Annotated in this window: 17 protein-coding genes; 10 read left to right on the top strand and 7 right to left on the bottom strand. The window is 58.6% G+C overall.

The genetic code is table 11. The annotated features are described in order from the left end of the window. Nucleotides 1-5: 5 nt before the first annotated feature. Together FCL49_RS19365 and yiiM are read right to left on the bottom strand one after the other, a co-directional pair. Nucleotides 6-785 carry a class I SAM-dependent methyltransferase gene (locus FCL49_RS19365; protein WP_174354792.1) on the bottom strand — a complete coding sequence of 260 codons (780 nt, stop codon included), beginning with the start codon at nucleotides 783-785 and terminating at the stop codon, nucleotides 6-8. Between the two features lie 114 nt (nucleotides 786-899). After that, the gene (yiiM, locus tag FCL49_RS19360; protein ID WP_174354791.1) at nucleotides 900-1,571 is read right to left on the bottom strand and encodes a 6-hydroxyaminopurine reductase; all 672 of its coding nucleotides are present in this window, start codon (nucleotides 1,569-1,571) and stop codon (nucleotides 900-902) included. A gap of 131 nt (nucleotides 1,572-1,702) precedes the next feature. Here yiiM and FCL49_RS19355 point away from each other — a divergent pair, with 131 nt between their 5' ends. Beyond that, nucleotides 1,703-2,317 (top strand): histidine phosphatase family protein, encoded by a 615-nt coding sequence (locus tag FCL49_RS19355; RefSeq protein ID WP_174354790.1) that lies wholly within the window; start codon nucleotides 1,703-1,705, stop codon nucleotides 2,315-2,317. A 34-nt stretch (nucleotides 2,318-2,351) separates the two neighbouring features. Here the strand turns inward: FCL49_RS19355 and FCL49_RS19350 are convergent, their stop codons facing one another. From FCL49_RS19350 to fdhD, 3 genes are all read right to left on the bottom strand, one after another. Further along, on the bottom strand, nucleotides 2,352-4,280 hold the full coding sequence (locus tag FCL49_RS19350; RefSeq protein WP_174354789.1) for a methyl-accepting chemotaxis protein: 1,929 nt from the start codon (nucleotides 4,278-4,280) through the stop codon (nucleotides 2,352-2,354). Between the two features lie 127 nt (nucleotides 4,281-4,407). Then, nucleotides 4,408-5,028 (bottom strand): superoxide dismutase [Mn], encoded by a 621-nt coding sequence (sodA, locus tag FCL49_RS19345; protein WP_012004554.1) that lies wholly within the window; start codon nucleotides 5,026-5,028, stop codon nucleotides 4,408-4,410. A gap of 127 nt (nucleotides 5,029-5,155) precedes the next feature. After that, nucleotides 5,156-5,965: a formate dehydrogenase accessory sulfurtransferase FdhD gene (fdhD, locus tag FCL49_RS19340; RefSeq protein WP_368040120.1), complete on the bottom strand. Its 810-nt coding sequence runs from the start codon at nucleotides 5,963-5,965 to the stop codon at nucleotides 5,156-5,158. A 171-nt stretch (nucleotides 5,966-6,136) separates the two neighbouring features. On the opposite strand from fdhD, the gene fdnG reads away from it, so the two are divergent. From fdnG to selB, 8 genes are all read left to right on the top strand, one after another. After that, nucleotides 6,137-9,184: a formate dehydrogenase-N subunit alpha gene (gene fdnG, locus FCL49_RS19335; protein WP_174354787.1), complete on the top strand. Its 3,048-nt coding sequence runs from the start codon at nucleotides 6,137-6,139 to the stop codon at nucleotides 9,182-9,184. Between the two features lie 12 nt (nucleotides 9,185-9,196). Next, nucleotides 9,197-10,096 (top strand): formate dehydrogenase subunit beta, encoded by a 900-nt coding sequence (gene fdxH, locus FCL49_RS19330; RefSeq protein ID WP_174354786.1) that lies wholly within the window; start codon nucleotides 9,197-9,199, stop codon nucleotides 10,094-10,096. Then, a complete protein-coding gene (gene fdoI / locus FCL49_RS19325) occupies nucleotides 10,093-10,728 on the top strand; it encodes a formate dehydrogenase cytochrome b556 subunit (RefSeq protein ID WP_174354785.1) in 636 nt (211 codons plus the stop codon). Before fdxH ends, fdoI begins: the two co-directional genes overlap by 4 nt. Continuing rightward, the gene (gene fdhE, locus FCL49_RS19320; RefSeq protein WP_174354784.1) at nucleotides 10,728-11,657 is read left to right on the top strand and encodes a formate dehydrogenase accessory protein FdhE; all 930 of its coding nucleotides are present in this window, start codon (nucleotides 10,728-10,730) and stop codon (nucleotides 11,655-11,657) included. The genes fdoI and fdhE overlap by 1 nt, the downstream gene beginning before the upstream one ends. A 148-nt stretch (nucleotides 11,658-11,805) precedes the next feature. Further along, nucleotides 11,806-12,453, top strand: a complete 648-nt coding sequence (locus tag FCL49_RS19315; protein ID WP_174354783.1) for a DcrB-related protein — start codon at nucleotides 11,806-11,808, stop codon at nucleotides 12,451-12,453. Between the two features lie 34 nt (nucleotides 12,454-12,487). Beyond that, nucleotides 12,488-13,093 carry a glutathione S-transferase gene (locus tag FCL49_RS19310; RefSeq protein WP_174354782.1) on the top strand — a complete coding sequence of 202 codons (606 nt, stop codon included), beginning with the start codon at nucleotides 12,488-12,490 and terminating at the stop codon, nucleotides 13,091-13,093. A gap of 72 nt (nucleotides 13,094-13,165) precedes the next feature. Further along, nucleotides 13,166-14,557 (top strand): L-seryl-tRNA(Sec) selenium transferase, encoded by a 1,392-nt coding sequence (gene selA, locus FCL49_RS19305; RefSeq protein ID WP_174354781.1) that lies wholly within the window; start codon nucleotides 13,166-13,168, stop codon nucleotides 14,555-14,557. Then, nucleotides 14,554-16,395, top strand: a complete 1,842-nt coding sequence (selB, locus tag FCL49_RS19300; RefSeq protein ID WP_174354780.1) for a selenocysteine-specific translation elongation factor — start codon at nucleotides 14,554-14,556, stop codon at nucleotides 16,393-16,395. The genes selA and selB overlap by 4 nt, the downstream gene beginning before the upstream one ends. Before the next feature lie 25 nt (nucleotides 16,396-16,420). On the opposite strand, the gene FCL49_RS19295 is transcribed toward selB, so the two are convergent. Then, nucleotides 16,421-17,668 carry an MFS transporter gene (locus FCL49_RS19295; protein WP_174354779.1) on the bottom strand — a complete coding sequence of 416 codons (1,248 nt, stop codon included), beginning with the start codon at nucleotides 17,666-17,668 and terminating at the stop codon, nucleotides 16,421-16,423. Nucleotides 17,669-17,887: 219 nt separating this feature from the next. Here FCL49_RS19295 and FCL49_RS19290 point away from each other — a divergent pair, with 219 nt between their 5' ends. Further along, on the top strand, nucleotides 17,888-18,880 hold the full coding sequence (locus FCL49_RS19290) for an acyltransferase (protein WP_174354778.1): 993 nt from the start codon (nucleotides 17,888-17,890) through the stop codon (nucleotides 18,878-18,880). On the opposite strand, the gene FCL49_RS19285 is transcribed toward FCL49_RS19290, so the two are convergent. Continuing rightward, a complete protein-coding gene (locus FCL49_RS19285; protein ID WP_174354777.1) occupies nucleotides 18,875-19,798 on the bottom strand; it encodes a GlxA family transcriptional regulator in 924 nt (307 codons plus the stop codon). The two genes, FCL49_RS19290 and FCL49_RS19285, sit on opposite strands and share 6 nt — an antisense overlap. Between the last annotated feature and the right edge of the window lie 2 nt (nucleotides 19,799-19,800).

Genomic DNA, 19,800 nt, shown 5'->3' with positions numbered 1-19,800 from the left:
GGTTTTCAACGCTTGGTGGTGAAATATGCCTTGGTCTGATAAGGCACGGTCACCGTATCCTTGCCCTGCAATTCCCCTTCCTCTGCCACCAACTGCCGAATCTGTTCGATCACCTGTTCCTGCTGCTCGTGCGGCAAGGCGGCGATAAAGCTGGTGGAGCGCACCCGGTTATAAATCACATCTTCTATCGCGCCCTGGTGGCCGAGCATAAACACCTGTTCCTGCAGCGGTTCTAATCCTTTGGACGGGAAAAGTTTACGCCATTCACCGGTGTAGAAACGCGGCGCGTCGCCTTCGTGACGGTCGACAATCTGATTGAGCTTACGCACCCAACTTACGCGCGCATCGCGCATGTTCCACACCAGACCAAGCTTGCCACCGGGCTTGAGGATACGCTGGATTTCGGCCAAAGCCTGCGGCGTGGCAAACCAGTGGAAGGACTGCGCGCAAACCACCGCGTCGACCGACTCATCCGGTAGCGGGATCGACTCCGCAGTGCCCGCCAGGGTTTTCACCTGCGGCAGCGCCGCCGACAGCTTTTCCAGCATTTGGGCCACGGGTTCGACGGCGATCACCTGCGCACCGGTTTCCAACAGGCGCGGGGTGAACTTGCCGGTTCCGGCACCGAGATCGATCACCGTCATACCGGCGTGCAGGCCGATGGTGTCGCGCAGCCAGGTAGCTATTTCTGGCGGGTAATCCGGACGCCCTTTAACGTAACGATCGGCGTTGGCCTGGTAGCCTTCGGCTGCTGCAGGGTGAATCGAATGAGACGGGGTGTTCATAACTTTGCTCCTGCCTGAATGAGGTTGCCGGAACGACCGACGCTGAACAGTATAGGCCGGTGAAAATGTTTAGCGCTGTAGGCTGCGCCAGGTTTTATTTTCAACCGGTCTATTTTAGCGGCCCAGCAAGCGGCGATTAAAGTCTTCGAGACGGCCTTCGCTGATGCGCGTCAACATGGTTTTGCTCCAGCTGGCAGACAGCCCGGCCACCGCCAGCAGACGCCGATACTGCTCTTCATCAAACGGCATATGCCAGGCGATGCCGACGGCCTCGGCGACCGAGATATCGCTGTTGCGCGTCACCAGTTCCAGCGGGTGATCGCCGCTGACCTTGCCGGCAGATACCACGCGGTACAGCCAGCCGCAGCGGCCGCTTTGCTGCATCAGCACCGAGATGTCGTCGATATCGAAATGGTAGTTGAGCTTGAAGCAGGGAGAACGCGGCTGGGTGACCTGGATCAACGCTTCGCCCCAGCGGAAGATATCGCCCATAAACACGTTATGTTCGGTCAGCCCGAGGGTAGAAATGTTCTCGCCAAAAGCGGGCGCGCTGAACTGTTCCGCCTGCGCCGGGAACTGTTGACGCCAGTGGTCATAATGTTCACGTGGATAGTGGCACAGCGCGCGATCCGGCCCGCCGTGATAACTTTTCTCCGCCTGTTCATCGCCTTCCAGGCCGAGCGGGGTCAGCTTGACGGCACCGTCCACCAGGCGCTTGGCAATGCCGCTGGGCCGCCCGCCTTCGTAGGGTTGGATAGTGCCGATGTAAACCTCTGGGTGATGCATATGCGCCTCCTTGTCTCGCGTCGAAGGTCCAGCATAGCCCGAGTTGCTGGGCCAGACCACTTGGCTTTCAGCGGAACTGAAAAATGTTGTTTGTCAGTCTATAGTTATTTTTTTTCCGTGCAGGAGCAGCTATGCGTTTTATCGTGTTGAGGCACGCGGAATCACAGTGGAATCGCGAGGGGATAATTCAGGGGCGAAGGGATAGCCCGTTGACTCCAGAGGGCCATAGCCAAATCACCGCGCTTTGGCTGGCGTTGCAAGCGATGCCTATTTCGTGGGTGATCAGTTCGCCTGCTGGACGAGCCTGCGCCACGGCACAGCCATTGGCGGCGCAGTTCAATTGTCCTTGTCGGACGGATGAGCGCCTACAGGAGCAGAGCTTTGGCATGCTGGAGGGATTATCGCATGCGCAGGTACTGCGAGATTATCCTGATGCGGCCCGGCGCATTTTTTCCGGTGAGTCCGACGCATGGGCGCCAGGAGGGGAGAGTACGCCTGAGGTTGCCTGGCGTATGGCTTCCTGCCTGCTAAGCCTTAGCGCCGATCATCATAATCAAACGTGTTGTCTCGTCACTCATGGGCATGCGTTACAGGCGTTGATATGGAAACTGAAAGGTGAAGATCCGCAGGACGATCTCCGTCAATACAGTCATCACAATTGTGGCTACGCCATTATCGATGTGAATTACGGAAGTTTTGAACTTGTGACCTGGGGCATGGCGACACATCTGCTAACCCGAGAATAAGGCGAAGAATGTTTCCACTCTTCGCCTTAAGGCATCAGAAGGTGGTCCAGTTGTCTTGCCCGGCGGTTTGGCTGGCCGGTTGTTTGCCGATCGGGGCTTTGACCGCGACGGCTTTCGCGGCGGCAGGCGCAGAATGCTCCGCCAGACGGAATACCGAGACGCTTTGCAGCAGCATTTCTGCCTGTTCCTCCAGCGAGTCGGCGGCGGCGGCGGACTCTTCCACCAGTGCGGCGTTCTGCTGGGTGGTGTGGTCCATTTCGACAATCGCCTGGCCGATCTGGGCGATGCCGCGGGTCTGTTCGTCGGAGGCCGCGGCGATTTCCGCCATGATGTCACGCACGTGGGTGACCGACAGGACAATCTGCTCCATGGTGTTGCCGGTGTTTTCCACCAGTGTGGTGCCGGTCTGCACCCGGTTGACCGACTCGGCAATCAGCCCTTCGATTTCTTTTGCCGCCTGGGCACTGCGTTGTGCCAGATTGCGCACCTCGCTGGCGACCACCGAGAAGCCACGGCCCTGTTCGCCGGCACGTGCAGCCTCCACCGCCGCGTTCAGCGCCAGAATGTTGGTCTGGAAGGCAATGCCATTGATCAGGGTAGTAATTTCGGCGATCCGCTGCGAACTGCTGGAAATATCGCGCATGGTGCTGACCACGCTTTCCACCAGCTTGCCGCCCTGCTGGGCAGTCTGCGAGGCGTCGGTAGCCAACTGATTGGCATGATGGGCGTTTTCGGCGTTTTGCTTCACCGTGGCGGTCAGTTGTTCCATGCTGGCGGCCGTTTCTTCCACTGCGGCCGCCTGCTGTTCGGTGCGTGAGGACAAATCGGTGTTACCGGCGGCAATCTCGGCGGCGGCGGTGGACACCTGGCTGACGCCCATTTGGATTTTTTCAATCATATCGCGCAGGTTCTGGCTCATGGCTGCCACCGCGTTCAGTAACTGGCCCAGTTCGTCGCGGCGGGTACTGGTCTGCGCCTGACGCAAGTCGCCACTGGCGATGCGTTCCGCCAGTGCCAGCGTGCTTTGCAGCGGTCGGGTAATTTGCAACGTGATACGCCAGGCAACCAGTAATCCGGCGATAATGGCGATCAGCGTGGTGATGCCCATCTGCAACTGCGCCGAATTGATGTCGTTATGGGTTTGCGTCAGTTCATCCTGCATAAAGGCGTTAACCAGGGTGCCGACTTCTTGCGCGCTGTTGCCCAGCAACTGACTGACCGCTTGTTCCTGCTGATAGGCCGGCAGGTAAGCTTCGATACGGTTTTTGTAGTCGTCGAGTGCGGTCAGCAGGGGTTGCAGTAAGGGGCGCTGAGCATCGCTGAGCCGGCGACTGAGCGCATTGGCCGCGCTGCGTGCATCGTCAATCGCCGCCACCAGAGGGGCTTCGGATTCCGCGCTCAGGCTCAGCAACAGGCCGCGAGCACCGTAGCGCACCAGAGTCAGCTTTTGGTTCAACTGGATAAAGGCCAGTTGCAGGTCGGCATTGGTGATTTGCCGCTCCACCTGATTCAGGCTGTCCTGCACTTCCGACATGTTCCAGCTTTGGCGTACGGCATCTTTTGCCGCCACTGCCTTTTCGAAGGCGTTTTGCTGTTGCTGGTATTGGCCAATCAGCCCGACCAAACGCTGCAGATCTTTCCGGCTCTGCGCATCCCAGTTCAGCTCCTGGCCCTGGTTGATCAGCTTGACCGCATTTTCGATATTGGTGCGGTTATTTTTCAGGTATTCCGGTTTGTAGGTTTGGCCGAATAAAGCACGGTTGTATTTGGCCTGATTGATCTCGTCGTTCAGCCGGTTGCTGAAATCGATGCGGTTGGCGCGGGATTCGATGATATTCAGATACTGGGCGCCGGTACCGGCGATGATCGCCGTCAGCAGCAGCATCAGGCCAAATCCGAGGCCGAGCTTTTTACCCACGGTGAGATGAACAAACTTTCCTGCCAAGGTTTTCAATGCCGCCATAATGATTTTCCTTTCCTTCGGGCGAACGTCAATTGAACAAACCATCGGCAAAGAACGGTCAAACTTTAGCGAATTTTGGTCAAAAAAATACCCGCATTAAGCGGGTATCTTCATTTCTGGGGGCGAATTACTTCTTCGCAGCGAAGCGTGCAGCGGCTTCATCCCAGTTAACCACGTTCCAGAATGCCTTGATGTAGTCTGGACGTTTGTTTTGATATTTCAGGTAGTAAGCGTGTTCCCACACGTCCAGGCCCACGATTGGGAAGCCTGAAGCGCCGGCAACGGCTTCGCCCATCAGCGGGCTGTCCTGGTTAGCGGTAGACACTACAGCCAGTTTGTCGCCTTTGAGTACCAGCCAGGCCCAACCTGAACCGAAGCGGGTCGCTGCGGCTTTCTCGAACTCTTCCTGGAATTTCTCAACGCTGCCGAAATCACGTTCGATAGCTGCTTTCAGATCGCCACCCAGAGTGGTGCCGATTTTCAGGCCTTTCCAGAACAGGCTGTGGTTAGCGTGGCCGCCGGCGTTGTTACGCATGAAGGTGCGCTTGTCAGCAGGTACTTTATCCAGATCCTGGATCAGGTCTTCAACGCTGTATTGAGCCAGCTCTGGGTAAGCTTCCAGCACGGTGTTGGCGTTGTTAACGTAAGTCTGGTGATGTTTGGTGTGATGGATTTCCATCGTCTGCTTGTCGAAATGCGGTTCCAGTGCGTCGTAGGCGTACGGCAGGGATGGCAGTGAGTAACTCATAATCATCATCTCCAAGGGTATAGGGGCGGCGCATTATGTGAGCACCGCGTAAGCAGTCGGATCATTATAGTTATTTAAATGATATTGAAAATGATTATCAATGCCCTACTTATATTGTGGTCTTTGGTTAATCCACAATGCGTTGCGGGTGGGTAAACACCGTGGCGCGGCCGGGTTTGCTGAAGCCAACCAGCGTCAGGTTGCTGCGTTCGGCGATTTCCACGGCCAGTGACGTGGCGGCAGAAACCACAAACAGGATCTCGACGCCGCACATGGCGGATTTTTGCACCATTTCATAGCTGGCGCGGCTGGAAACCAGGATTGCTCCCTGATTCCAGTCTTGTTTAGCGCGCACGCCGAGCAGTTTGTCGAGTGCCACGTGACGGCCTACGTCTTCACAGCCCCCCAGCAGTTCCCCTTGCGGCGAGATCCAACTGGCGGCGTGGGTGCAACCGGTGAGCTGGCCGACGCTCTGTACCTGCTTGAGCTGCCCCAGCGCGCAGTCGAGGTTGGTGAGGGAAAAGGTCTGGGTAAACGGCAGTGCAGGCAACGGACGAAAAATATCCGCCAACTGTTCGATACCGCACACGCCGCAGCCGGTGCGGCCCGCCATGGCACGGCGGCGCTCTTTTAAACCGGCAAAGCGACGGCTGGAAAGCTCAATTTGCACCTCCAGTCCGTTACAAGTTTGGTTAATCTCTATACTGTAGATATCGCGCGGTGACTCGATGATGCCTTCAGACAGGGAAAAGCCCAGGGCGAAGGCCTCCAGATCTTTGGGGGTGCACATCATCACCACGTGAGAAATGCCGTTATAGACCAGCGCGACCGGGACTTCTTCCGCCAGCCAATCCTGCTGTGCGGTGGCGAGTTGCCCGCGTTGATACACCTGAGACCGGGTCACCCCGGTGAGCGAGGTCTCATTGATATCATTGATATGTTGGTCTGGGTTTATATTGTTCACTTAAGTGGCACCTGTTTGTAACAACCACATATACGCTGTGGTAATATTGCCGCGTAAAAACAACAGTAATTTTAGCGCTTCCCGCTTCCAGGGGGAAAGCGCCATTTGAAACAATGTGACAATCGCAAGTGAAAGGAGACCCCCATGCAGGTCAGCAGAAGGCAGTTCTTTAAGATCTGCGCTGGCGGTATGGCAGGGACTACGGTGGCTGCTCTGGGCTTTGCCCCGGAAGTGGCGTTAGCGGAAACACGGCAGTACAAACTGCTGCGCGCCCGTGAAACCCGTAATACCTGTACGTATTGTTCCGTCGGCTGTGGGCTGTTGATGTACAGCCTTGGTGATGGCGCCAAAAACGCCAAAGAAAGCATTTTCCACATTGAAGGCGACCCGGATCACCCGGTCAACCGCGGCGCGCTTTGCCCGAAAGGCGCGGGTCTGGTCGACTTCATCCACAGCGCCAGCCGTCTCCAGTACCCGGAGTACCGTGCGCCAGGTTCCGACAAGTGGCAGCGCCTGAGCTGGGACGATGCCTTCACCCGCATCGCCAAGCTGATGAAGGAAGACCGTGACGCCAACTTCGTTAAAACCAACGAACAGGGCGTGACCGTCAACCGCTGGCTGAGCACCGGCATGCTGTGTGCCTCCGCTTCCAGTAACGAAACCGGTTATTTAACGCAAAAATTTAGTCGCGCTCTCGGCATGCTTGCCGTAGACAACCAAGCACGTGTCTGACACGGACCAACGGTAGCAAGTCTTGCTCCAACATTTGGTCGCGGTGCGATGACCAACCACTGGGTTGATATCAAGAACGCGAATTTGATTATCGTCATGGGCGGTAATGCGGCGGAAGCGCATCCGGTGGGGTTCCGCTGGGCGATGGAAGCCAAAATACACAATAAAGCCAAGCTGATCGTCATCGATCCGCGCTTTACCCGTACCGCATCGGTGGCGGATTTCTACACTCCGATCCGTTCCGGCACCGACATTGCCTTCCTGTCGGGCGTGTTGCTGTACCTGATGACCAACGACAAGATTAACCACGAATACGTCCACGCCTACACCAACGCCAGCCTGCTGGTGCGGGAAGACTTTACCTTTGAAGACGGCCTGTTCAGCGGTTATGACGCGGAAAACCGCAAGTACGATAAAACCACCTGGAACTACCAGTTTGATGAAAACGGCTTCGCCAAGCGCGATCTGACACTGCAGGACCCGCGTTGCGTGTGGAACCTGCTGAAACAGCACGTCAGCCGCTATACGCCGGAGGTGGTGAACAATATCTGCGGTACGCCAACCGAAGACTTCATCAAGGTCTGTGAATACATCGCCGAAACCTGCGTGGCGGATAAAACCGCGTCGTTCCTGTACGCCCTGGGCTGGACTCAGCACTCGGTCGGCTCGCAGAACATCCGCACCATGGCGATGATCCAGCTGTTGCTCGGCAACATGGGCATGGCGGGCGGTGGCGTCAACGCGCTGCGCGGCCACTCCAACATTCAGGGTCTGACCGACCTGGGCCTGCTGTCGCAGAGCCTGCCGGGCTATATGACGCTGCCGTCGGAGAAACAGACCGATATCGACACCTACCTGAAAGCCAATACGCCGAAGGCGCTGTTGCCGGGCCAGGTGAACTACTGGAGCAACTACCCGAAATTCTTCGTCAGCATGATGAAGAGCTTCTACGGCGACAAGGCGCAGAAGGAAAACGGCTGGGGCTTTGACTGGCTGCCGAAGTGGGACAAAGGCTACGACGTGCTGCAGTACTTCGAGCTGATGTCACAAGGCAAGGTCAACGGTTACTTCTGCCAGGGCTTCAACCCGGTGGCGTCGTTCCCGAACAAGAACAAGGTGGTGGCTTCGCTGTCAAAACTGAAGTTCCTGGTGACCATTGATCCGCTCAATACCGAAACTTCCAACTTCTGGCAGAACCACGGCGAGTTCAACGACGTCGATCCGTCGAAGATTCAGACCGAGGTGTTCCGCCTGCCGTCCACCTGCTTCGCCGAAGAAAACGGTTCAATCGTCAACTCCGGGCGCTGGCTGCAGTGGCACTGGAAGGGCGCGGATGCCCCGGGTGAAGCGATGAACGACGGGGAAATCCTGGCGGGCATCTTTACCCGTTTGCGTGAGATGTACGCGCGTGAAGGTGGTGCGGTACCTGAACCGGTGCTGAACATGACCTGGGATTATCTGACGCCGGAAAATCCTGCTTCTGAAGAAGTGGCGATGGAAAGCAACGGCAAGGCGTTGGCGGATATTCTCGACGCCGACGGCAAAGTGTTGGCGAAAAAAGGTGAGCAGCTCAGCACCTTTGCCCACCTGCGTGACGACGGCACGACGGCCAGCGGCTGTTGGATCTTCGCCGGTAGCTGGACGCAGGCCGGTAACCAGATGGCGCGGCGCGATAACGCCGATCCGTCCGGCCTCGGCAATACGCTGGGTTGGGCCTGGGCCTGGCCGCTTAACCGCCGCATCCTGTACAACCGTGCTTCCGCCGATCCGCAGGGCAAGCCCTGGGATCCAAAACGTCAGTTGCTGGAATGGGACGGCACCAAGTGGGGCGGGGTGGATATCCCGGACTACAGCGCCGCCGCACCGGGCAGTGACGTGGGGCCATTCATCATGCAGCCGGAAGGCATGGGCCGCCTGTTTGCCACCGATAAAATGGCCGAAGGGCCGTTCCCGGAACACTACGAGCCGTTTGAAACGCCGCTCGGCACCAACCCGCTGCACCCGAACGTGGTTTCCAACCCGGCGGCCAGGGTGTTCAAGGACGATTTGGCGGCAATGGGCACGTCCGACAAGTTCCCGTACGTCGGGACAACTTACCGGTTGACCGAGCATTTCCACTACTGGACCAAGCACGCGATACTCAATGCTATCGCGCAGCCGGAGCAGTTTGTGGAGATTGGCGAGAAGCTGGCGGCGAAAAAAGGCATTCAGCATGGTGATACGGTGAAGGTCAGCTCCAACCGCGGCTTTATCAAGGCCAAGGCGGTGGTGACCAAGCGTATCCGCACCCTGCAGGTGAACGGGCAGGACGTCGACACCATAGGTATCCCGATCCACTGGGGTTACGAAGGGGTGGCGAAGAAAGGCTTTATTGCCAACACGCTGACGCCGTTTGTCGGTGATGCCAATACGCAAACGCCAGAGTTCAAGGCGTTCCTGGTCAACGTGGAAAAGGTGTAACGGAGACGAATTATGGCAATGCAATCTCAGGACATCATTCGTAAATCCGCCACCAATGGTTTCACGCCGGCGCCGCGCGCCCGTGACCACCAGGAGGAAGTGGCCAAACTGATCGATGTCACCACCTGTATCGGCTGCAAGGCTTGTCAGGTGGCCTGTTCCGAATGGAACGACATCCGCGATGAAATCGGTCACAACGTCGGGGTGTACGATAACCCCGCCGATCTGACCGCCAAGTCGTGGACGGTGATGCGCTTTTCCGAAGTGGAGGAGAACGGCAAGCTGGAGTGGCTGATCCGCAAGGACGGCTGCATGCACTGCGCCGATCCGGGCTGCCTGAAGGCCTGTCCGTCGGAAGGGGCCATCATCCAGTACGCCAACGGCATCGTCGACTTCCAGTCCGAACACTGCATCGGCTGCGGTTACTGCATCGCCGGTTGCCCGTTCGATGTGCCGCGCATGAACAAGGACGACAACCGGGTGTACAAATGCACCCTGTGTGTCGATCGGGTTGATGTCGGCCAGGAACCGGCCTGTGTGAAAACCTGTCCGACCGGGGCCATCCATTTCGGCACCAAGGACGCCATGAAGGAGATCGCCGCCGAACGCGTCAGCGAGCTGAACACCCGTGGTTATCAGAACGCCGGTCTGTACGATCCGGCGGGCGTGGGCGGCACCCACGTGATGTATGTGCTGCACCATGCCGACAAGCCGCAGCTGTATCACGGTTTGCCGGATAACCCGACCATCAGCCCGGCAGTCACGTTCTGGAAAGGCGTGTGGAAACCCCTGGCGGCCATCGGCTTTGCCGCTACCTTTGCAGCGAGCGTGTTCCACTATGTTGGCGTCGGTCCTAACCGCGTCGATGAGGACGAAGACGACGAGCCGCATGATGAGGAGACGCGCAAATGAAGAAGGAAAAGCGTATTCAGCGCTACAGCGCGCCGGAGCGGATTAACCACTGGATTGTGGCGTTCTGCTTTGTGTTCGCCGCCATCAGCGGGTTGGGGTTCTTCTTCCCCTCCTTCAACTGGTTGATGAACATTCTCGGCACGCCGCAGTTGGCGCGTATTCTGCACCCCTTTATCGGGGTGATTATGTTTGCGGCCTTCCTGCTGATGTTCCTGCGCTACTGGAAGCATAATCTGATCAACCGTGAAGACATCGTCTGGGCCAAAAACATCCAAAAAATCGTCATGAACGAGGAAGTGGGTGACACCGGGCGTTATAATTTCGGTCAGAAGTGCGTATTCTGGGCGGCAATCATTAGTCTGGTGCTGTTGCTGGCCAGCGGTGTGGTGATCTGGCGGCCGTACTTTGCGCCGTCCTTCCCGATACCGCTGATCCGTCTCGCGTTGCTGGTGCATTCGCTGGCGGCGGTGGGCCTTATCATTGTGATTATGGTGCATATTTACGCCGCGTTGTGGGTAAAAGGTACCATTACCGCGATGGTGGAAGGCTGGGTGCCGGCGGCCTGGGCTAAAAAACATCACCCGCGTTGGTACCGAGAGGTCCGCGAGAAACAACAGGAAGACAAACCCTGATGAGCATCCGCATTGTTCCTAAAGAGCAGTTAGGGGCACAGCGTGAGAAGTCCACAACGGCGGAAACCATCCCGCCGTTACTTTTCGCGAATCTGAAAAGCCTTTACAGCCGCCGTGCTGAACGCCTGCGCAAGCTGGCGACCGACAACCCGCTGGGCGACTACCTGAACTTCGCCGCCCAACTGGCCGAGGCGCAGCATCACGCGCTGCACGACAACCCGCTGACGTTGGATCTGACCGAGGCGTTGCAGCAGGGTGCCGCCAGCGGCAAACCCCCGCTGGATCTGAGCGTTTTTCCGCGCACTGAACACTGGCACAAACTGTTGGCTTCGCTGATTGCCGAGTTGCGCCCGCAGGCGCCGGAACACATTCTGGCGGTGCTGGATAACCTGGAAAAAGCCTCATCGCACGAGCTGGAGTTGCTGGCCGACGCCTTGCTTAACCAGGATTTCGGCAAGATTGGCAGCGAGAAAGCGCCGTTTATCTGGGCCGCGCTGTCGCTCTACTGGGCGCAGATGGCCGGGCAAATCCCCGGCAAGGCTCGCGCCGAATATGGCGAGCATCGCCAATTCTGCCCGGTGTGCGGCAGTATTCCGGTTTCCAGCGTGGTGCATATCGGCACCGTCAGCGGTCTGCGTTATTTGCACTGCAACCTGTGCGAAAGCGAGTGGCACGTGGTGCGAATCAAATGCAGCAACTGCGAGCAGACTCGTGACCTCAACTACTGGTCGCTGGACAGCGAACTGGCGGCGGTGAAAGCGGAAAGCTGCGGTGACTGCGGCACTTACCTGAAGATTTTATATCAGGAAAAAGATCCGCAGGTTGAGGCGGTTGCCGACGATCTGGCCACGCTGGTGCTCGACGCCAAAATGGAAGATGAAGGCTTTGCCCGCAGCAGCATCAACCCGTTCCTGTTCCCGGGTTCTTAAGATCCTCGTTAATTGTGTTCATGGGCTGAATATATTCGGCCCATTTGATTAAACGGATGATTAATTTCGGACTGGGCTTCTGGCATTCGCCGGGGCGACTTGCTACGTTTACGCAATGACGCGCGAAGCGAAAGGAAAGGGACTGACGATGTTGAAGACCATTGCGAAATTCACGGCGGTTGCCGTTTTGGCCATCGGACTGGCGGCCTGTGACAACAAGGACGACACCAAACCGGAAGTGCCGAAGCCGGATACCAAGCCGGTCGTCACGCAGCCTGCACCGCCACCGCCGGTGGTGGAGACAAAACCCGCAGCGCCTCCGGGCCTGAAAGTCTCGATGCAAAAGGGAAAAATCACCTTTGAATTGCCATCGGGCTTTAGCGATCAGACCGAGAACAGCGGCATTATCAACGACAGCAAATCCACCATTCAGCGCTTTCTGGACGGCAAATCGCGCCAGAGCACCGTCTCTTCCGAAGTGATCCCGCCTGACGACATGAAGCTCAACAGCAGCGATAAAATGCTGAAGGACCTAACGCAGAGCATCATTACCGAGCTGGCCGACCGTTATCAGAATATCCAGACCACCAAAGAAGAGAACTTCACCGTCGGTAAACAGAAATTCCATCGTCTGGATACCGAGCAGAGCATCAACGGGCAGAAGGTGGTCTCCACCATCGTGCTGACGGTGTTCAATAAGCGGGTGGTGACGCTGCAAATGCTGTCGCCGGCCAAAACGCCGGAGGCGCATCAGGCGCTGGTGCAGCAGATTATCGACACGCTGACGGTGAACTAACAACGCTGAGGTTTGCAAGCCGAGGGGAAGACTGATGAAGCTTATTGGCAGTTACACCAGCCCTTTTGTCCGCAAGATTTCCGTGATGCTGCTGGAAAAGGGGATGGCGTTCGAATTCGTTAACGATCCGCCGTATGAGCCGGGCAGCCGGGTGGTGGAGCTAAATCCGCTCGCCAAGGTTCCTGTGCTGGTGGCTGACGACGGTAGCGTCTTTTACGACTCACGGGTGATCGCCGAATACCTTGAGCTGCTGTTGGTGGCTCCGGCGTTTCTGCCTGCCGATCGCGCGGCAGCACTGAGCATACGTCAGGTGGAAGCCCTGGCGGATGGCGTCACCGAGGCCGCCGCCACGCTGTTTCGCGAGAGCAAACGGGCGTCGGACAAACAGGACGAAAACTGGATCCTGCGCCAGCGCGCCAAGCTGACGCACGGGCTGGACGCGCTGGAAAAGCTGGCGCTGGAAAAAAAGCTGTTGAACACCGAAACGCTGACGCTGGCGGACATCGCCACCGGCTGCGCATTGGGCTACCTCAACTTCCGCCGCATCATGCCCAACTGGTGCGTTGAACGACCGGCGTTGATCAAACTGGCCGAACGGCTGTTTGCCCGCGAAAGCTTTGCCCGCACCTCGCCCCCCTGATCTGCTTTCCCTTACCCCGCTGCGGCGGGGTTTTGCTTTATGCCGAGACCACCACATTAAAACCGAGCGACCATGAGCACTGAATCCCAGCATCTTTACAGCCAGTTACCCGCCATTGACCGCCTGCTGCGCGATCCCACTATCGAACCGCTGGTGGCACAACATGGCCAGACGCTGATTAGCGAGCTACTGCGCCAACTGCAATTACAGGCGCGTGAGGCCATTAAACAGCATCAACGGCTGCCTGACTGGTGTGCCGACTGGCCGCAGGCGCTTGGCGTCAGGCTGGCACAGCAGCAGCGCCCGTCGTTGGCCCCGGTATTTAATCTCAGCGGTACCGTGTTGCACACCAATCTTGGCCGGGCCTTGCTGGCGCAACCGGCGATAGAGGCGGTGACACGTTCGATGGGCGCGGCGGTGACGCTGGAATACGATCTCGATGGTGCCGGTCGGGGCCATCGCGATCGCGCCGTCGCGGATTTATTGTGTCAACTGACCGGCGCGGAAGACGCCTGCATCGTCAATAACAATGCGGCAGCGGTACTGCTGATGCTGGCGGCGATCGCCCCCGGCAAGCAAGTGGTGGTGTCGCGCGGTGAGCTGGTGGAAATTGGCGGCGCGTTCCGCATTCCCGACGTGATGCGTCAGGCGGGCTGCCAGTTGATCGAAGTCGGCACCACCAACCGCACCCATCTGAAAGACTACCGTAACGCGATTAACGATCAGACCGGGTTGCTGATGAAGGTACATACCAGCAACTACAGCATTCAGGGTTTTACCGCCGCGGTGGACGAAGCCGAGCTGGCACAGCTTGGTGCCGAACACGGCCTGCCGACCGCCACCGATCTGGGCAGCGGCTCGCTGATTGATATGGCGCAGTACGGCCTGCCGGCCGAACCTATGCCGCAGCGGCTGCTGGCTGCCGGGGTGGATCTGGTGACCTTCTCCGGTGACAAACTGTTGGGCGGCCCACAGGCCGGCATCATCGTGGGTAAAAAGGCGCTGATAGCCAGGCTGCAACAGCATCCTTTAAAGCGTGCGCTGCGTGTCGGCAAACTGACGCTGGCGGCGCTGGAGGCCACCTTACGCCTCTATCAACAACCCGAACTGTTGGGGCAACAGTTGCCGACGTTGCGGTTGCTCACACGTCCACAGCAGGCGATGCAGCATGCCGCCGAGCGACTGTTGCAGGCGCTGACGCCGCAGTTTGCCGGGCATTTCCAGTTACGTGCCGAGCCGTGCTGGTCGCAGATCGGCAGTGGTTCATTGCCGGTGGATCGGCTGCCCAGCTATGCCTTGACCTTTACGCCGCAGGACGGGCGCGGCGCGACGCTGGAGGCACTGGCGGAACGCTGGCGCCGTCTGCCGCAGCCGGTAATTGGCCGCATTAACGACGGCAGGCTGTGGCTGGATCTACGCTGTCTGGAGCAGGAAGACGCATTGATTGAGGCGCTGAGCGCATGATTATCGCTACCGCCGGCCATGTCGATCATGGCAAAACCACCCTGCTGCAGGCGATTACCGGGATTAATGCCGATCGGCTGCCGGAAGAAAAACGCCGCGGCATGACCCTGGATCTGGGCTATGCCTACTGGCCGCAGCCCGATGGCCGGGTGCTGGGTTTTATCGACGTGCCCGGTCATGGAAAATTCCTCGCCAATATGCTGGCAGGCGTTGGCGGCATCGACCATGCGCTGCTGGTGGTGGCTTGCGACGACGGCGTGATGGCGCAAACCCGCGAGCACCTGGCCATCCTGCGGTTAAGTGGTCGGCCGGCGCTGACGGTGGCGCTGACCAAGGCCGATCGGGTGAATGAGGCACGCATTGAAGAGGTACGACGCCAGCTAAGTGACGAACTGGCGCACCAGGGGTGGCATCAGGTGCCGATGTTCGTTACCGCAGCGCTTCAGCCACAGGGTATTGATACATTGCGTGCACACCTGCTGGCGTTGCAGCCAGACGAACACGCGTTAAGCCGTCGCTTCCGTCTGGCGGTGGATCGCGCCTTCAGCGTGAAGGGGGCGGGTCTGGTGGTGACCGGTACCGCGCTAGGCGGGCAGGTGGCGGTGGGTGACACGCTGTGGCTGACCGGTACCGATACCCCGGTGCGGGTACGCGGTCTGCACGCGCAAAACCAGCCGGTTGAGCAGGCGCAGGCCGGGCAGCGTATCGCGCTGAATATCAGCGGTGACGTCAGTAAAGAACAGGTGGCGCGCGGTGACTGGTTGCTGGCGCAAAAGCCGCTGGCCGCTGCCGAGCGCATTTTGGTCGCGCTGGATGCTGACCAACCGATAAAGCACTGGCAACCGCTGCATCTGCATCATGCCGCCAGCCATATTACCGGGCGAATTTCGTTGCTCAATGAGGGGCTGGCAGAGCTGATCCTCGATCGTCCGCTGTGGCTGGCGGAAAACGATCGGCTGGTGCTGCGGGATATTGGCGCTCGCCAAACGCTGGGGGGCGCCAGAGTACTGAGTTTGACCACCCCGACGCGAGGCAAGCGCCAACCTGAATATCTGACCTGGCTGGCGGCGCTGGCACAGGCCGACGATGACCGGCAGGTGTTGGCGTTGCATCTGCCTAATGGCGCACTGGATCTGGCCGCTTTTGCCTGGGCGCGGCAACTGACCGCAGGCGAATTGACAGCGCTGCTGGCGGGTCGTGAATTGCTGATTGCCGGTGATATGGCGCTGGCGCAGGAGAATGCTCAGCAGGGCCAACAGCGTTTATTGCAGGTATTGGCCGAGTACCACCAGCAGCATGCCGATCAGCTCGGCCTGGGGCGGGCGCGCCTGCGGCGCATGGCACTGCCGCAACTTTCTGAGTCGCTGGTATTTATGATGATCGATCGGCTGCTGGCCGAAGGATTGATAAACAATACCCGGGGTTGGTTGCACCTGCCGGAGCATGGCCTGGCGTTCAGTGTCGAAGAACTGACCCTGTGGGAAATTATCGAGCCACGGTTCGGCGATGAAGCCTGGTGGGTACGCGATTTGGCGACAGAACTGGGCGAAGACGAGGCCCGGATACGGGCGACATTGCGCAAAGCGGCACAGTTGGGGCATGTCACGGCAGTGGTGGTGGATCGTTACTACCTAAGTCGACGCATTGAACAGTTCGCGGCACTGATCCGCCAGCTTGATGTGGAGCAGGGCAGCGCCAATGCCGCCGATTTTCGCGATCGGCTCGGCGTCGGCCGCAAGCTGGCGATCCAGGTGCTGGAGTTCTTCGACCGCAGCGGTTTCACCCGCCGCAAGGGCAACCAGCATCTGCTGCGTGACAGTGGTCTTTTTGGTGGGTAAGCGGGGACATTCGCCCCGCATTCGATTACAGGCTTGTCGTTGCCGTCGGTGTCACATCACCGCTGCGGCGTTTGCTGAGGAACAGCGCCACCAGCGCCAGCCAGCACAGGCCGCTAATCAGGTTGAACAAATTGAACAACCCGCTGCCGCCCCACACGTAGGCCACTTTTGCCAGCTCGATACCGACGGTGAACACCATCATGCTCAGCATGCCCATGGTGGCGGAAACCGTGCCTTTGCTGACGGAGCTTGAGAACAGCGTCAGGCGGTACAGCCCGGCGTTGGCCAGCCCGATACCGTAAGCGTACAGGCTCAGGCCTGCGGTCATCCACAGGTAGGCGTGGGTCGAGAACAGGGTCGCCAGCGCCGCGATCAGCAGCCCCAGCATCATTGGCCCAGCGCCCAGTTTGATCAGCCGTTGTACACTGTTCTTGCCGGTCAAACGCGCCAGCGTCAGGTTGCCGAGGATCAGCGCGCCGAACACCGGGATTTGCAGCAGGCCATAATCGAGCGTCGACAGCGATTCGCCGCTGATCAGGATCACCGGTGATTGGGCAATCCAGGCCAGCAACGGCAGGCTGGCAAAGCCGATAGCCAGCGCACCACAGACAAAGCGGCGGTTGGACAGCACCTGGCGATAGTCACGCCACAGGTTGGCGGCCGAGAGTTTCTCACCCTGCAGCGACGCGGTTTCCGGCATCGCTTTCCACAGGCCGTAAAAGGCAAAGGCCGCCAGCGCCGCGAACAGCACGAACATGCTCTGCCACGGCGCGACGTGGATCAGCGCTGCACCGGCCAATGGCCCGAGCAGCGGGGCGATCAGCGCCACGTTGGCCATCAGCGCGGTGATTTTTATACACACCGACTCCTCAAAGGATTCCTGTATCGTGGCGTAGCCGACCGCGCCGATAAAGCACAGACCAATCCCCTGCAGGAAACGCATAAAGATAAATTGCTCGATGCTGGTCACCAGCAAAATCGCCAGGCAGGCGACGATAAAGAACGCCACACCGGCCAGCATCACCGGACGACGACCACGGCGATCCGACAACGGCCCCAGCAGCCACTGCAGGAAAATACCGCCGGCCAGATAGGCGGTCATTGAGGTTGGCACCCACTCTTCTCCGGCGTTGAAATCGGCCACCACCGCCAGCATGCCAGGCTGGATCATATCGTTGGCGATATAGGTGGCGAACTCGAACAGCACCAGACAAAGAGGGAATAAAAGCGCCTGTCGACCCAAGCGAGCCGCAGGTGGTAATGTTGTTTTCATAGTTATCGTACTGAAAGTGAAGAAGAAATAAGGAACTGTCAGGGCGGGGAGCGCTATCTGAGCGAGTTGTGGCGGCTATTTTGCCGCCAATTGTTCACCTTGGCAATCATAAGGTGTTGTTTCAGCACATTCTGATATTACCCGTCAGGGTTGCCACCCACACTTTCGCTGGTTAACCTCTTTATAACAAACGAAGATGACAATATTGCGGGCGACCTTTTGAGTAATAAAACTGGCTGGATAGATAACTTGCGTGCGGTGGCGTGCATGATGGTGGTGATGATCCACGCGACTACCTATTACGTTACCAGCGGGGTGGCGGTGGGGGAACACAACTGGGATATCGCCAACGTGCTGAACTCGCTGTCACGCGTCTCGGTGCCGCTGTTTTTCATGATTTCCGGCTATCTGTTTTTCGGCGAGAAGAGCGCCGGTAAGAAACATTTCATCCGCATTGGCTGTTGCATCCTGTTCTACAGCACCATCGCGTTGATCTATATCGCGACGTTCACCAAAATCGGCTTCTGGCCGTCGCTGCGCGGCATGCTACTCAAACCGGTGTTCTATCACCTGTGGTTCTTCTATGCGATTGCGGTCATTTACTTGCTGTCGCCACTGATCAACGTCAAACCGGTATCGCGCCGCTATCTGGCCGCTGTGCTGGTGATCCTGGCGGTGATCGCCAACCCCAATACCAGCTCGCTGACCCTGGGCAACGCGCACCTGCTGCCGGTGAATCTGTATATTTACGGCGATACCTTCTATTACCTGCTGTATGCGTTGGCCGGACGGGCGATTGGCATGATGGACACCCAGGGGCGTGGCGTCAGTGGGCTGGCGGCGTTGGGTTTTGTGTCCTGCGTGGCGTTGATTATTCACGGCACCAAAAGCCAGATGTTCATTAACGGCAACTTCGCCGATACCTATTACATTTACTGCGGCCCGCTGGTGTTTATCGCGGCGGTATCGTTGGTTATCTGGTTTAAAAACTGCCTGCCGGAGCCGATTGGCTGGTTGGGTGTTTTTTCCCGCCATTCGCTGGCGATCTACGGTTTTCACGCCATTATCGTTAATTTTATGCGCAACCGGCACCTGGAACTGACCAGTCATCCGTTGCTGGATATCTTCTGGGTGTTCGGCGTGGCGCTGGCGCTTAGCCTGCTGCTGTCGATAGGCCTGCAGAAAATAGACTCTCGGCGGCTGGTGTCATAATCCGTTTGAGCCGCGCTGCTGGGCGCGGCGCAGTTGGCGGCCAGAGGAAAACCCCGCGGCCAACGCCGCTTTCTCCAGCCCATAGCCTTGCTGCAGGCGCTGCTGCGCCACCGCCAGCCGTAGTTGCTCATGATACTCACGCACGCTGATGCCAACATGGCTGCGAAATAGCCGCGCCAGATGACGACTGCTGACGTGAGCCTTTTCCGCCACCTGCGGCACCGACCATTCTGCTTCCGGCTCGGCGGCCATCACGTCTTGCGCCCGGTGTACCGCCGGGTGCAGATGGTTACGGTAACGGAGCCAGGGCGAAAGCTGCGGGTCGTCGCCGGAACGGCGAAAATACACCACCATTTCTCGGGCAATTTCCATCGCCCGTGTAGCGCCACACTGGCGATTAATCAGGTGCAGTGCCAGATCGATACCGGCAGTGATACCGGCGCTGGTGTAAACGCTGCGGTCTTCAACAAAGATGCGGTTTTCTTTCACCTGCGCTGCCGGGGCCTGCTGACGCATGCGTTCGATCACGTCGTGATGGGTGGTGCACTGGTAACCGTCGAGCAAACCGGCCTGTGCTGCCAGCAGAGCGCCGGAACAGACACAGACCAGCGTGATACGTTGCTGTTGCAGGGCGGGTTGCAGCGCTGCCAGCCAGCGGCGGGCCTGTTCGGCCGGCGCATTGGCGAAGAAATGCTGCGAATCACTGACGCCCGGCACCACTAAAATAGCGCCGTCTTCCAGCCGGTCAGGCAGCGGCTGTAGCTGACTCAACGTCATGCCAACCGAGCAGGTGACCTGCGGCACTGGGCCGATGTAGTGCAGGCTGAACTGCCCGGCCAGACGCAGGGTTTCGGCCGGGCCGCTGACGTCCAGCGACAGCACCTGGGGCAGCATCAGAAAGTAGACGGCCTGCGGCATGG

It is taken from the genome of Serratia proteamaculans (genome assembly GCF_013337185.1).
GTDB classification, from domain to species: Bacteria; Pseudomonadota; Gammaproteobacteria; order Enterobacterales; family Enterobacteriaceae; genus Serratia; species Serratia proteamaculans_D.
The sequence above is the reverse complement of the archived record's forward strand: the minus strand, read 5'-3'. Positions and strand labels throughout refer to the sequence as shown.

Coding starts and splice junctions, on each gene's coding strand:
- FCL49_RS19295 (WP_174354779.1), bottom strand. CDS start 17,668: ATGAAAACAACATTACCACCTGCGGCTCGCTTGGGTCGACAGGCGCTT.
- sodA (WP_012004554.1), bottom strand. CDS start 5,028: ATGAGTTACTCACTGCCATCCCTGCCGTACGCCTACGACGCACTGGAA.
- yiiM (WP_174354791.1), bottom strand. CDS start 1,571: ATGCATCACCCAGAGGTTTACATCGGCACTATCCAACCCTACGAAGGC.
- fdoI (WP_174354785.1), top strand. CDS start 10,093: ATGAAGAAGGAAAAGCGTATTCAGCGCTACAGCGCGCCGGAGCGGATT.
- FCL49_RS19365 (WP_174354792.1), bottom strand. CDS start 785: ATGAACACCCCGTCTCATTCGATTCACCCTGCAGCAGCCGAAGGCTAC.
- FCL49_RS19310 (WP_174354782.1), top strand. CDS start 12,488: ATGAAGCTTATTGGCAGTTACACCAGCCCTTTTGTCCGCAAGATTTCC.
- FCL49_RS19350 (WP_174354789.1), bottom strand. CDS start 4,280: ATGGCGGCATTGAAAACCTTGGCAGGAAAGTTTGTTCATCTCACCGTG.
- fdhE (WP_174354784.1), top strand. CDS start 10,728: ATGAGCATCCGCATTGTTCCTAAAGAGCAGTTAGGGGCACAGCGTGAG.
- selA (WP_174354781.1), top strand. CDS start 13,166: ATGAGCACTGAATCCCAGCATCTTTACAGCCAGTTACCCGCCATTGAC.
- FCL49_RS19315 (WP_174354783.1), top strand. CDS start 11,806: ATGTTGAAGACCATTGCGAAATTCACGGCGGTTGCCGTTTTGGCCATC.
- FCL49_RS19355 (WP_174354790.1), top strand. CDS start 1,703: ATGCGTTTTATCGTGTTGAGGCACGCGGAATCACAGTGGAATCGCGAG.
- selB (WP_174354780.1), top strand. CDS start 14,554: ATGATTATCGCTACCGCCGGCCATGTCGATCATGGCAAAACCACCCTG.
- FCL49_RS19285 (WP_174354777.1), bottom strand. CDS start 19,798: ATGCCGCAGGCCGTCTACTTTCTGATGCTGCCCCAGGTGCTGTCGCTG.
- fdxH (WP_174354786.1), top strand. CDS start 9,197: ATGGCAATGCAATCTCAGGACATCATTCGTAAATCCGCCACCAATGGT.